Origin of the sequence: Nocardioides sp. S-1144 (genome assembly GCF_005954645.2) — a bacterium.
GTDB lineage: Bacteria > Actinomycetota > Actinomycetes > Propionibacteriales > Nocardioidaceae > Nocardioides > Nocardioides dongxiaopingii.
Window position 1 is genome coordinate 30,321 of the sequence record NZ_CP040695.2, and the last position, 12,106, is coordinate 42,426.

12 protein-coding genes and 1 tRNA gene are annotated in these 12,106 nt (G+C 73.4%); 9 read left to right on the top strand and 4 right to left on the bottom strand.

The genetic code is table 11. The features are described 5' to 3' along the window. Positions 1 to 2 precede the first annotated feature (2 nt). From FE634_RS00145 to FE634_RS00155, 3 genes are read right to left on the bottom strand one after another with little or no spacing between them, the layout of a single operon-like run. Entirely contained in the window at positions 3 to 1,433 is a 1,431-nt protein-coding gene (locus FE634_RS00145; RefSeq protein ID WP_262347518.1) for a PP2C family protein-serine/threonine phosphatase, read from the bottom strand. Further along, the gene (locus FE634_RS00150) at positions 1,430 to 1,900 is read right to left on the bottom strand and encodes an FHA domain-containing protein FhaB/FipA (RefSeq protein ID WP_134765786.1); all 471 of its coding nucleotides are present in this window, start codon (positions 1,898 to 1,900) and stop codon (positions 1,430 to 1,432) included. The genes FE634_RS00145 and FE634_RS00150 overlap by 4 nt, the downstream gene beginning before the upstream one ends. Then, positions 1,893 to 2,639, bottom strand: coding sequence for an FhaA domain-containing protein (locus FE634_RS00155; protein WP_138874731.1), 747 nt, complete (start codon positions 2,637 to 2,639; stop codon positions 1,893 to 1,895). Before FE634_RS00155 ends, FE634_RS00150 begins: the two co-directional genes overlap by 8 nt. A 245-nt stretch (positions 2,640 to 2,884) precedes the next feature. Between FE634_RS00155 and FE634_RS00160 the strand changes: the two genes are divergently transcribed. The 6 genes from FE634_RS00160 (at position 2,885) to FE634_RS00185 (ending at position 7,358) form a co-directional block, all read left to right on the top strand. Then, a tRNA-Leu gene (locus FE634_RS00160) sits at positions 2,885 to 2,970 on the top strand. A gap of 269 nt (positions 2,971 to 3,239) precedes the next feature. Further along, on the top strand, positions 3,240 to 4,307 hold the full coding sequence (locus FE634_RS00165) for an SDR family NAD(P)-dependent oxidoreductase (protein ID WP_138874732.1): 1,068 nt from the start codon (positions 3,240 to 3,242) through the stop codon (positions 4,305 to 4,307). 25 nt (positions 4,308 to 4,332) lie between these two features. After that, positions 4,333 to 4,905, top strand: coding sequence for a nitroreductase family protein (locus FE634_RS00170; protein ID WP_246060827.1), 573 nt, complete (start codon positions 4,333 to 4,335; stop codon positions 4,903 to 4,905). A 12-nt stretch (positions 4,906 to 4,917) separates the two neighbouring features. Beyond that, positions 4,918 to 5,409 carry a glutathione peroxidase gene (locus FE634_RS00175; RefSeq protein ID WP_137294555.1) on the top strand — a complete coding sequence of 164 codons (492 nt, stop codon included), beginning with the start codon at positions 4,918 to 4,920 and terminating at the stop codon, positions 5,407 to 5,409. 1 nt (position 5,410) lies between these two features. Further along, complete coding sequence (locus FE634_RS00180) at positions 5,411 to 5,890, top strand: SRPBCC family protein (protein ID WP_137294554.1); 480 nt, start codon at positions 5,411 to 5,413, stop codon at positions 5,888 to 5,890. 88 nt (positions 5,891 to 5,978) lie between these two features. Beyond that, positions 5,979 to 7,358: an NAD-dependent malic enzyme gene (locus FE634_RS00185; protein WP_138874733.1), complete on the top strand. Its 1,380-nt coding sequence runs from the start codon at positions 5,979 to 5,981 to the stop codon at positions 7,356 to 7,358. Between the two features lie 40 nt (positions 7,359 to 7,398). On the opposite strand, the gene FE634_RS00190 is transcribed toward FE634_RS00185, so the two are convergent. After that, complete coding sequence (locus FE634_RS00190; RefSeq protein WP_138874734.1) at positions 7,399 to 8,079, bottom strand: hypothetical protein; 681 nt, start codon at positions 8,077 to 8,079, stop codon at positions 7,399 to 7,401. A 91-nt stretch (positions 8,080 to 8,170) separates the two neighbouring features. On the opposite strand from FE634_RS00190, the gene FE634_RS00195 reads away from it, so the two are divergent. The 3 genes from FE634_RS00195 (at position 8,171) to FE634_RS00205 (ending at position 12,070) form a co-directional block, all read left to right on the top strand. Then, entirely contained in the window at positions 8,171 to 9,796 is a 1,626-nt protein-coding gene (locus FE634_RS00195; protein WP_187366771.1) for a vWA domain-containing protein, read from the top strand. Positions 9,797 to 9,876: 80 nt separating this feature from the next. Continuing rightward, positions 9,877 to 11,346, top strand: coding sequence for a fatty acid desaturase (locus FE634_RS21820; protein ID WP_138874737.1), 1,470 nt, complete (start codon positions 9,877 to 9,879; stop codon positions 11,344 to 11,346). A gap of 151 nt (positions 11,347 to 11,497) precedes the next feature. Continuing rightward, entirely contained in the window at positions 11,498 to 12,070 is a 573-nt protein-coding gene (locus FE634_RS00205; RefSeq protein WP_246060819.1) for a TetR/AcrR family transcriptional regulator, read from the top strand. Positions 12,071 to 12,106: the final 36 nt, after the last annotated feature.

The window sequence follows — 12,106 nt, forward strand, 5'->3', positions numbered from 1 at the left end:
GCTCAGCTCGCGCCTCCACCGTCGGCGGCGCTGGACGTCGTCCGCTTGGCCGCGAGCTCCTCGACGCGCTCGCGCGCCTCGGCGAGGTCGTCGACCGGGATGCCGTCGCGGACCGACTCGCGGTCGAACTCCTCCAGGTCGTCGACGGCCAGCGTCGTCACCACGACGACGTCGGACAGCTCGAGACCCGGCAGGGAGGCGTTGAGGCCGTGGTGGATCACCACCACGCCGTCCTCCTCGCCGATGTAGTACTGCTGCTGCACGTAGGACCAGGCCGCGGCGGCACCGATCCAGAGCAGGCCCACCACGATGACGAGCAGCATCACCCGGCGCAGCCAGGTGTGGCGCGGCGGCGGGATGGGCGCGTAGCGCGCGGCCTCGGGGTCGGGCGGCAGCAGCGGGTCGGACGGGATCGCGAACGGCACGTCGCCGGGGATCTCGGCGTCGATCGGCTCGAGCTCGCCGGTGTCGCCCGAGCGGTGGCCGCGGAACAGCCCGCGCGGGAGCTTGCGCTTGAGCTCCGCGGCGGCGCCGACGAGCAGCGGCTCGAGCTCGGCGAAGGCCGGGTCGGCCGCGGCGGTCTCGGCGTCCACGACGTCGGCGACGATGCAGGTGACGTTGTCGGAGCTGCCGGCCTCGAGGCTGGCGCGGACCAGCTCGACGGCGGCGAAGTCGGGCGTGCCCATCGACAGCACGTCGGCCAGCCGGCCGTCGTCGAGGACCCCGCTGGCGCCGTCGCTGCACAGCAGCAGCCGGTCACCGGCGACGAGCTCGAGCACGAACAGGTCGGGCTCGGCCTCGTGGATGCCGTCGAGGGCCTTGAGGATCAGGTTGCGGTGCGGGTGGACCCGCGCCTCGGCCTCGGTGATCCGGCCCTCGTCGATGAGGCTCTGCACGAACGTGTGGTCGGTGGTGAGCTGGGAGATCTCGTTGTCGCGGAAGAGGTAGGCGCGGCTGTCGCCGACGTGGCCGATGCCGAGCCGGCGTCCGTCGAAGAGGGCGACGGTCGCGGTGGTGCTGGTGCCGTTGATGGCCGGGTCGGCGTCGACGAGGCGGCCGATCTGTGCGTGCGCCTCGTGCAGGGCGTCGGTGACCCGGTCCAGCACGTCGGGGTCGCCGGGGTGGCCGTCGCCGGGCGGGCGCGGGGCGGCGTCGAGGTTGCGGAGCTCGGAGATCGCGGTGCTGGAGGCGATGTCGCCGCGGGCCGCGCCGCCGACGCCGTCGCAGACGCTGAGCAGCCACGGGCCGGCGTAGCCGGAGTCCTGGTTGTCCTTGCGAATCCGGCCGACGTCGGAGATCGCCGAGTAGTGCAGCGCCAGGGCGGCCCGGGCCGGTGGGGCGACGACGGTGGCGTCGTCGGCCGGCTGGTCCGGCACCGGGTCCGGCACCGGGTCGGGCTCGTGCGGCTGGTCGGCGCCCGGGGTGCCGGTCACTTCCTCAGCTCCAGGATGGTCTTGCCGATCCGCACCTGGGTGCCGAGCGTGATCGTGGTCGGCTGCGTGATGCGCACGCTGCCGATGTAGGTGCCGTTGGTGGAGCCGAGGTCCTCGACGAACCACTGGTCACCGCTGGCGGCGATCCGGGCGTGACGGGTGGAGACGTAGTCGTCGTCGAGGCGGATGGCGGCGTCGGTGCCGCGCCCGATGAGGATCGGGGCACGGTCGAGCCCGGCGGTGGCGCCGGTGTTGCTGCCCTGGGTGACCGCCACGTGGGTGGGCGAGCCGCGCCGCTTCGGCGGCTTCTTCTGCTTGGCCGGCGCCGGGCCGGGCGCGGTGCGCACGGCCTCGGGGACGCGGGCGCCGAACATGTCGGAGCGGATGACGGAGATGGCGGCGAGGACGAAGATCCAGAGGATCGCCAGGTAGGCGATCCGGATGAGGAAGAACGTCAGCTCAGACATCGGCAGCTCCTGGCTCGCGGGGCGAGTCGTGGGTCTCGGTCACGATGCGCACCGTCATGGTCGTCGTCCCGACCTTCACCTGCGAACCGTCGTGCAGGGCGGCTCGGGGCACCTTACGACCGTCGACGCTGATGCCGTTGGTGGACCCGAGGTCGTGGACCTCGATGAGCGGGAGCTCCTCGCCGCGGCCGGCGGTGACCATGAACTCGAGGTGGCGGCGGCTGATGCCGGGGTCGTTGATCCTCAGGTCGGCGTCGGTGCCGCGCCCGACGACCAGGCCGGGCGGGTGCAGCGGGTGGCGGGTGCCGTTGACCTCGAGCACGGCGAGCGCCTGGCGCACCTGCGTGTGCGTGGCGGTGCCCACCACCTTGGCCTGCGCCTCGCTGCGGATGCGGAAGCGCCCCGTGGTGAGGTCCTCGGCGGTCTCGAAGTCGATCCGGATCGGGCCGGGGAACACGTAGCCCTGGCCGTCGGCGTGCTTCTGCAGCTGGTCGGACAGCTCGCGCGCGAGCGTGGAGTCGTACGGCGCGAGCCGCGACAGGTCGGTGTCGGACAGCTCGACGTGGAAGTCGTTGGGCACCAGCCGCCGGTCGCGCGAGAGGATCTGGGCGTTCTGGTCGAGCTCGCGCTCGAGCGCGGCGGCGATCTCGACCGGCTGGACGGCGCTGCGGAAGGTGCGCGCGAAGGCCCCGGAGATCATCGACTCCAGCTTCTGCTCGAAGCGCTGCAACCCGCCCATCCCGCACCTCCTCGTGTCGCTCGTCGTCCGTCGGTCGTGGGTCCTCGCGTGCCCTGCCCGCCGCTCCACCACGGCATGACGACCGCCGGTCCGTGGACCGGAGGCTCGGTCGATCGTAGCGAGACCCGGCGCGGGAGCGGCGCACCACGCACGGCGTCCGCCCCGTGCATCCCGGTCGGATCCGGGCTGCGTGGGGGTGGATTGGCCGCAGCCCGAGGCGCTGGGCTAGTCTTGCCCGGCTACTTGCGCGAGTGGCGGAACGGCAGACGCGCTGGCTTCAGGTGCCAGTGTCCGAAAGGGCGTGGGGGTTCAAATCCCCCCTCGCGCACCAGATCGTCGAACAGGCCAGGAGCTCCGGCTCCTGGCCTGTTCTGCTGGGGGGGGGCCCGCCGCCGGCGCGCGCGGGCGCCCGTCCCCAACCTTGCGTAAATGTTGCGGCTGCTCGGGCCGCTCACCCGGGGTCGACTGGTTACCGTGGAACCAGTCGTCCCCTGCTCGACCGTGGGGGGAGAGCGGGGGGCGGCTTCTCGGGCCCGCGCCGGCCGGCGGTTCGCGATGACGGCGAACCGGTGCTCGCGACCGCCTCCGTAGCCTCACGGTGTGTCCGCCCGTGCGAAGTCCCGTCTCACCTCTACCCTCGACACGGTCCTGGACCGGTCGCTCGTGCTCGGCTACAGCCGGGTCGGCCCGGCGCTGCGGCGCCGGTGGTGGCCGGCCGACCCCGAGCCGGGGTGCCTGGCCGGGCAGCGCGTGGTGGTCACCGGGGCGACGTCCGGGATCGGCGAGGCGATGGTGACGTCGTTCGCGCGGCTCGGCGCGACCGTGCACGTGCTGGGGCGCAACCCCGACAAGGTGCGCCGGGTGGTCGCCGAGGTGCGCGAGGCGCTCCCGGGCGCCGACCTGGTCGAGGAGGTCTGCGACGTCGGTGACCTGGACGTCGTCCGGGCCTGGTGCGCCGACCTGACCGACCGCCTCGGCGCGGGCGGGGCGCTGCGCGGGATCGTGCACAACGCCGGCGCGATGGTCGCCGAGCGCACCGAGACCGCCCAGGGCCACGAGCTCGCGCTCGCCGTCCACGTGCTCGGGCCGCACCTGATGACCGAGCGGCTGCTGCCCCTGCTCGGCGCGGACGCTGGCGGCCCGGGCGGCCCGGGTGGCCCGGGCAGCGTCGTGTGGATGTCGTCGGGCGGGATGTACAGCGCCGGGCTGCGGAGCACCCCGGACGAGATCGAGTTCCGCCCGGTCGAGGGCGAGCAGGAGTACTCCGGCGTGCGCGGGTACGCCCGCACGAAGCGGATGCAGGTCGAGCTCGCCGACGCGTGGAACGACCGGCCCGACGTCCGATCCGGTGTCCGACCAGGCGGGGGCGCCGGCGCCGGGGTCCGGGTGGAGAGCTGCCACCCGGGCTGGGCCGCGACGCCCGGGGTGACCGACAGCCTGCCGGGCTTCGACACGGTGATGGGCCCGCTGCTGCGCGACGCCGCCAGCGGCGCCGACACCGCGGTCTGGCTCGTCGCCACCCGCCCCGCGTCGGCCGGCACCCACCACTTCTGGCACGACCGCCGGCCGCGGCCCACGACGTACCCGGTGCAGCGGCGCCCCGACCCGGTCGCGCGGCGCGCGTTCCTCGACCACGTCGCCGCCGCGACCGGCACCGTCTGGCCCTGACGGGCGTCGTGGTGGACTGGCTCGCGTGTCCCACGCCCCCATGCCCGGAGCCGAGGACCTCGCCGAGCCGCTGCGCTCGCGGTGGAGCCCCAGCATCTTCGACGCCGACCACGTGCTCGCCGAGGCCGACGTCGTCCGGCTCCTGGAGGCGGCCCGGTGGGCGCCGAGCACGGGCAACTCCCAGCCGTGGCGCTTCGTGGTGGCCCCGCGGGGCAGCGCGGCGCACGCCGCCTTCGTGCCGCACCTGAGTCGCGGCAACGCCGGCTGGGTGCCGGCGGCCTCGCTGGTGCTGGTCGCCGGCTGCGAGGTCGTCGACGTCAAGGACCCCGACTACGCGCGCTACGACCTCGGGCAGGCCGCCGCCCACGTGACGCTGCAGGCGCGCGCGATGGGCCTGCACGCCCACCAGCTGGCCGGCTTCGACAAGGACGGCGCCGCGGCGGCGCTCGGCGTCCCCGACCACGTGCGGCTGATGAGCGCCATCGCGATCGGCGTCCGGGGGGACCCGGCGCTCGTGGCCGAGCGCGACCGGGAGCGCGAGCAGCGGGTGCGCCGGCGCCTCCCCCTGGCGGAGATCGTGTGGTGGGACCGGGCCTGAGAGGATCGGGCCATGACCTCTCTGAAGGACTTCAGCGCCACCACGCTCGACGGGCAGCCGGTCGACCTCTCCGCCTACGCCGGCCAGGTGGTGCTCGTCGTCAACACCGCCTCCGAGTGCGGCTTCACCGGCCAGTACGAGGGCCTGCAGCAGCTCCACGAGCGCTACGCCGACCAGGGCCTGGTGGTGCTCGGCTTCCCGTGTGACCAGTTCGGCGGGCAGGAGCCGGGCGACGAGGCGCAGATCGGGGCGTTCTGCCAGAAGAACTACGGCGTCACGTTCCCGATGATGAGCAAGATCGAGGTCAACGGCGACGACGCGCACCCGCTGTACCAGTGGCTGAAGTCGGAGAAGGGCGGCCTGCTCGGCGGCAAGATCAAGTGGAACTTCACCAAGTACCTCCTCGGCCGCGACGGCCAGGTGATCGACCGCTACGCGCCGACCACGAAGCCGGAGAAGATGACCGGCGACATCGAGAAGGCCCTCGCCGGCTCGAAGGCCTGACGTGAGCACCTTCTCGGCGTCCACGACGGCGGAGGCGGTCGTCCCGGTCGCCCGCGAGCGCGTGTGGGACGTGCTCGTCGACCCGGCCCTGGTCGCCGAGCTCACCCCGTTCATCAAGTGGATCGAGCCGCAGGGCGAGGACCACTGGATCTGGCACCTGTCCGGCCTCACCGTCCTCGGCAAGGGCTTCTCGGCCACCTTCACCGAGCGGATGACGCTCGAGGACGGCAAGCGGATCGAGTTCACCCACGACCCGCCCCACGGCGCGAAGGAGCGGGCCGGCGTCCACGGCTGGTACGCGCTCTCCGACGTCGACGGGCGCGCGGACGCAGTCCGGCTCGAGACCAGCCTCGACATCTGTGTCGACCTGCCGCTGCCCCGGCTGTCCGGGCCCGCCGTCCGCACCGCCATGAAGGGCGTGATGGCCACGATGGGCGACCGGTTCTCCAAGAACCTGCTCGCCCACCTCGGCGTCGGGTGAGCCGCGCCCGGGCGCGACCACTACGACCACTACGACCGCAACCCCTGGTTACTTGCCCGTAACCCGACCGGGGCGCGAGGGTGAGCGAATGTCGCGGACCGCCACCACCTCGTCGTACTCGATCACCATGCGCCTGCACACCGCGCCCGACCACGCGGTCGTGGGGGCGGTGGCGACGTCGATCGCCGCGGCCGGGGGGATCGTCACGGCCATCGACGTGGTCGAGTCGCACAACACCCGGCTCGTCCTCGACGTCACCTGCTCGGCCGGCGACGCCGACCACGCCAAGCTCCTCGAGGAGGCCGTCGACGCGATCGACGGCGTCGAGGTCTACAAGGTCTCCGACCGCACCTTCCTGCTCCACCTCGGCGGCAAGATCGAGGTCGCCTCGAAGGTGCCGCTGAGGAACCGCGACGACCTCTCGATGGCCTACACCCCCGGCGTCGGCCGGGTCAGCATGGCGATCCACGAGAACCCCGACGACGTCAGCCGGCTCACCATCAAGGGCAACTCGGTCGCGGTGGTCACCGACGGCTCCGCCGTCCTCGGCCTGGGCAACATCGGCCCCGGCGCGGCGCTGCCGGTGATGGAGGGCAAGGCTGCGCTGTTCAAGCGCTTCGCCAACATCGACGCCTGGCCGATCTGCCTGGCCACCCAGGACACCGACGAGATCGTCAAGGCGGTCGAGATGATCGCCCCCGGCTTCGGCGGCATCAACCTCGAGGACATCGCCGCCCCGCGCTGCTTCGAGATCGAGCGCCGGCTGCGCGAGAGCCTCGACATCCCGGTCTTCCACGACGACCAGCACGGGACGGCGATCGTCGTGCTCGCCGCGCTCACCAACGCCCTGCGCGTCGTCGAGAAGGAGCTCGCCTCCGCCCGGGTCGTCGTCTCCGGCGCCGGCGCCGCGGGCACCGCGATCGTCACCCTGCTCATCGCCGCCGGGGTCACCGACGTCGTCGTCTACGACCGCGTCGGCTGCCTGGTGCCCGACCTCGAGGGCCTCTCGCCGGCCCAGCAGGTGCTCGCCGAGCAGACGAACCCGCGCGGCGTCACCGGCGGGCTGCACGACGCGCTGCAGGGCGCCGACGTGTTCGTCGGCGTCAGCGCCCCCAACATCCTCGACCCGGTGTGGATCAAGGACATGGCCGACGACGCCGTCGTCTTCGCCCTGGCCAACCCCGACCCCGAGGTCGACCCCGGCGAGGCCGGCAAGTACGCCGCGGTGGTGGCCTCCGGCCGGTCCGACTACCCCAACCAGATCAACAACGTGCTCGCCTTCCCGGGCGTCTTCCGCGGCCTGCTCGACGCCCGCGCCTCCGAGATCACCATCGACATGCTGATCCGGGCCGCCGAGGCGATCGCGCTCGTGGTCAAGGACGACGAGCTCAACCCGAGCTTCATCATCCCGACCGTCTTCCACCCCGACGTCACGAAGGCCGTCGCCGCCGCCATCCGCGGCCACTGAGGCCCGGCGGAGGGCCCCTCGGGCCCGCCCGGGGCGGTGCTCAGCCGGCCGGTCGGACCGTGACGTCGTCGGGTGCGCGGGAGACGAGCTCGGAGAGCGCGAGGTCGCGCAGCCGGGCGGTCGCGGCCTCGACGGTGACTGAGAACGGGTGGTCGGCGTACACCGCGGTCAGCGACCAGCGGCCCCGCTCCGGCCGGGCCCCGCGGTAGACGAGGCGGCCGGCGTCCTCCTCGGGCTCGACGCCCTCGTGCCGCCGGGCGGTGCGCTCGAGACCGGCCTCGGTCGTGGCGTGCCGGGTGTAGAGCAGCCGCACCTCGTCGCCGCCGAGCGGCAGCGGGCACACGTAGGCGAGGGTGTCACCCGCCCCTGCCTGGCCGTCCTCCCTCCCACGCTCCCCGGTCCGGCCCTCGGGGGTGCAGCCCGCGGCCCTGGCCGGGATGCCGGGGTAGACCCAGCGCAGGCCGACCAGGCCGGTCGGCTCCGAGCACTCCGACGCCGGCGCGACCGAGCGGTCCCAGCAGGTCACGTCGGGCTCCGGTCCCGCCTCGTCGGCGTCGTCGGCCCAGAGCATCGAGGCGCCGATGCTGGCCGCGACGCCGATCCCGACCAGCAGCGGCAGCAGCACGATCACCGCGCGCCACCGCTTCAGCACCCGCAGCAGCGTCGGCGGCTCGGCGCGGTCGTCCTCGTCGGCGTCGGACGAGGGCGGGGGTGGCGTCATGGCGCCATTGTCACGCCTCGCGGTGACCTGCGGCACCCGTCGTCCGCGGCGACCCGGGAACCGGACGCCGGACGCCGTCGTCGGACCCCGCATGAACCCACGACGAGCGACCACGATCCTGGCCGGTCTCGGCCTCACGAGCACGCTGGTGCTGGGCGCGTGCAGCGGCGGCGGCTCGGACGCCGACGACGGCGGCGGCCGGGCGGCGACGGCCGGTGACCCGAGCGACTACCACGAGGACTACGAGGTCGCGCCGCGCGAGGACTCCGGCGCGGTGCCGCAGGCGGTGCCGGCGCCCGGCGGGGCGGGGGGCCGTGGCACCGACGACGGTCCCTACGAACCGGCACCCGACGAGCTGAACGAGTTCCGCGAGGCCGGCACGAACGGCTTCGTGTGGGCCGGGGAGGACCCGCTCTCGACGTTCGGGCTCGACGTGGACACCGGCTCGTTCGGCGTGGCCCGGACCCTGATGGGCGACGGCTACCCGGTGCCGCCCGAGGCGGTGCGGCCCGAGGAGTGGATCAACGCCGTGCCCTACGGCGACGCGCCGCCCACCGACGCCGACCTCGGCCTGGTGAGCGAGACCGGGCCCTCGCCCACGATGGACGGCGCCCAGGTGGTGCGGGTCGGCGTCGCCGCCCGCGAGGTGGACCCCGCCGAGCGCCCGCGGGTCAACGTGACCCTGGTCGTCGACCGGTCCGGCAGCATGGACGGGCGCGACCGGCTCGGCCTGGTGCAGTCCTCGCTCGCCGTCCTGGCCGAGGAGCTCGAGGACGACGACACCGTCTCGGTCGTCTCGTTCCAGGAGGAGGCCGAGTCGATCCTCGAGCCGACCCCGGTCCGCGACCAGGACGCGATCCTCGACGCGATCGAGGAGCTGCGTCCCGGGGGCGGCACCAACCTGGAGGCGGGCCTGCGGCTCGGCTACGAGCAGGCGCGGGAGGCCTTCGACGAGGACGCCGTCAACGTCGTCGTCATCTGCTCCGACGGCGTCGCCAACATCGGGGCGACCGGGCCGGGCTCGATCACCGAGCGGATCGCCGAGGAGGGCGCCGACGGGATCCACCTGGTCACGGTCGGGTTCGGCATGGGCAGCTACAACGACCACCTGATGGAGCAGGTCGCCGACCTGGGCGACGGCTTCTACTCCTACGTCGACACCTTCGAGGAGGCCGAGCAGCTGTTCGGGACCGACCTCACGACGACGCTGGTCCCGGTGGCGGCCGAGGCCCGCGCCCAGGTCGCCTTCGACCCCGAGGCCGTCGAGTCGTACCGCCTGATCGGCTACGAGAACCGCGACATCGCCGACGAGGACTTCGAGGACCTCTCCGTCGACGCCGGCGAGCTGGGCTCGGGCCACCGGGCCACCGCGCTCTACGAGGTCACCCTCGCGGACGGCGTCGAACCCGGCGCGAGCATCGGCCGGGCCACGGTGCTGTGGCGCTCGGTCGAGAGCGGCGAGCCCCAGGAGGCCGCGGTCGAGCTGCTGGCCGCCGACCCGGGCGCGGAGGGCGACGACGGGACGCCGTCCGACGCGTGGCAGCTCTCGACCGCGGTCGCCGACCTGGCCCAGGTCGTCAAGGGCGCCGAGCCGTTCGCGGAGCGCGCCGTGACCCTCGAGGACCTCCAGGAGCGGGTCGACCCGCTCCTCGCGCGCGACGTCCCCGGGGCGGCCGAGCTCGCCGAGATGGTGGAGCTGGCCCGCTCCGTCGACTGACTTGACAAGTTCGACCCTCTTGTCAAGCCGCTTGACATCGCTTACGTTTCTGTCAACCAGCAGCGATGCAGGAGGCAGTCATGGGGCAGACCCGGTCCGAGCAGGTCCCGCGCAGCACCGTCCCCGACGGGTCGACGGAGGCCTGGCGCGACGGCAAGCGCCACCTCTGGCTGATCGGGCTGGTGGTGCCGTCCCTGGCCTTCGTCGCCGTCGGGATGTGGGCGTGGACCGGGTGGGGAGTGTGGTTCTGGCTCGGGCCGATCGTCGTCCTGGGGGTGGTGCCGGCGATCGACCTGGTCGCCGGGCTCGACCGCACGAACCCGCCCGACGACGTCATCGAGGCGCTGGAGGAGGACCGCTACTACCGCTGGATCACCTACCTGTTCCTCCCGATCCAGTACGCCGGGTTCCTCGGCGCGTTCCACCTCGTCGCGAACGGCGCCCCGTTCGGCCCCGGCGAGCTGACCGTGCTGGACAAGGTGGGGCTGGCGGTCTCGATCGGCACCATCGGCGGGATCGGCATCAACACCGCCCACGAGCTGGGCCACAAGCGCGAGGCCAACGAGCGCTGGCTCTCCAAGATCGCGCTGGCGCAGAGCTTCTACGGCCACTTCTACATCGAGCACAACCGCGGCCACCACGTGCGGGTCGCCACGCCGGAGGACCCCGCCTCGGCGCGCCTGGGCGAGACGTTCTACGCGTTCTGGCCGCGCACGGTGCTCGGCTCCCTGCGCAGCGCCTGGCGGATCGAGAAGCGTCGCTACGCCCGTCGGAGGACCCACCCCTTCCACCTCGGCAACGACGTCCTCAACGCCTGGCTGATGTCGGCGGTGCTGTTCGGGGCCCTGGTCGCCTGGCTCGGCGTCGAGATCCTGCCCTACCTGGTGCTCCAGGCCGTCGTCGCGTTCTCGCTGCTGGAGGTCGTGAACTTCATGGAGCACTACGGGATGCTGCGCCAGCGGGTCGGCGTGGGGGAGCGGCAGCGCTACGAGCGGGTCGACCCGTCGCACTCGTGGAACTCCAACAACATCGCGACCAACGTCCTGCTCTACCACCTGCAGCGGCACAGCGACCACCACGCCAACCCCACCCGGCGCTACCAGACCCTGCGCGACTTCGAGGAGTCGCCGGTGCTCCCAACCGGGTACGCCGGGATGATCGTGCTCGCGCTCGTCCCGCCGCTCTTCCGCCGGGCGATGGACGCCCGCGTCGTGCGGCACTTCGGCGGCGACGTCACCCTCGCCAACCTCCAGCCCGGCCGGCGCGAGACCTACCTGGCCCGCTACCCGCGCCCGCCCGAGGTGCTCGAGGCCGAACGGGTCGCCGCCGAGGACGCCGCCCTCGCCGCCGCGGCCGCCGCCGCGGCCGCCGAGGTGCTGGCCGCGCGCTGCCCCGGGTGCGGCCACACCTACGAGGTCGCGGCGGGCAACGAGCTCGAGGGGTTCGCCGCCGGCACCGCCTGGGCCGACATCCCCGACGACTGGTGCTGCCCCGACTGCGGAGTGCGCGACAAGGTCGACTTCGTCGCCGTCGAGCCCGACGTCGCCTGACGTCGTCCGTTGTGGGTGGGTGGGGCCAGGCGGGAGTTTCACCGCTGGAGCGGTGAAACTCCCGCTCCTGTCGTGAAGTTTCATGACGGAAGCAGGAGATTCACCGCCGAGGCGGTGAAACTCCCTCCCGGTCGCTGCCTAGGCTGGCCCCGTGACCCTGCCCGCGACGACGAGCCTGCGCGAACGCATCGTCGACGCCGCCGTCCGGCTCACCACCGACGACGGGTGGGCGAAAGTCACGATGTCGCGCCTGGCGGACGCGGTCGGCGTGAGTCGGCAGACCGTCCACACCGAGATCGGCACCAAGGCGGGGCTGGCCGAGGCGATGATCCTGCGCGAGCTGGAGCGGTTCCTCGGCGTCGTCGAGGTCTCCTTCGACGCCCACCCCGACGACCTGGTCGAGGCGATCCGCGGCGCCGCGCGCGGCGTCCTCGAGCACGCCCACGACAACCGCCTCCTGCACGCCGTCGTGTCCGCGACCCACGGCGCCGACACCGAGTTGCTGCCCCTGCTCACCACCCACGCCCAGTCCCTGCTCGGGGTCGCCAAGGGCGTCATCGTCGGGCGGATCGCGCCGTACGACGTCGCGCTCGACGCGGCCCGGCTCGACGCCGCGGTCGACATGGTGGTGCGCGTCGTGCTGAGCCACGTGATGCAGCCCAGCGCACCGCCGTCCGCGACCGCCGACGACCTCGCCTGGATCGCCGCCCGGGTGCTGCGCTGAGCGTCGCGGTGGGGGACGGGCCGGCGGACGGGCCGG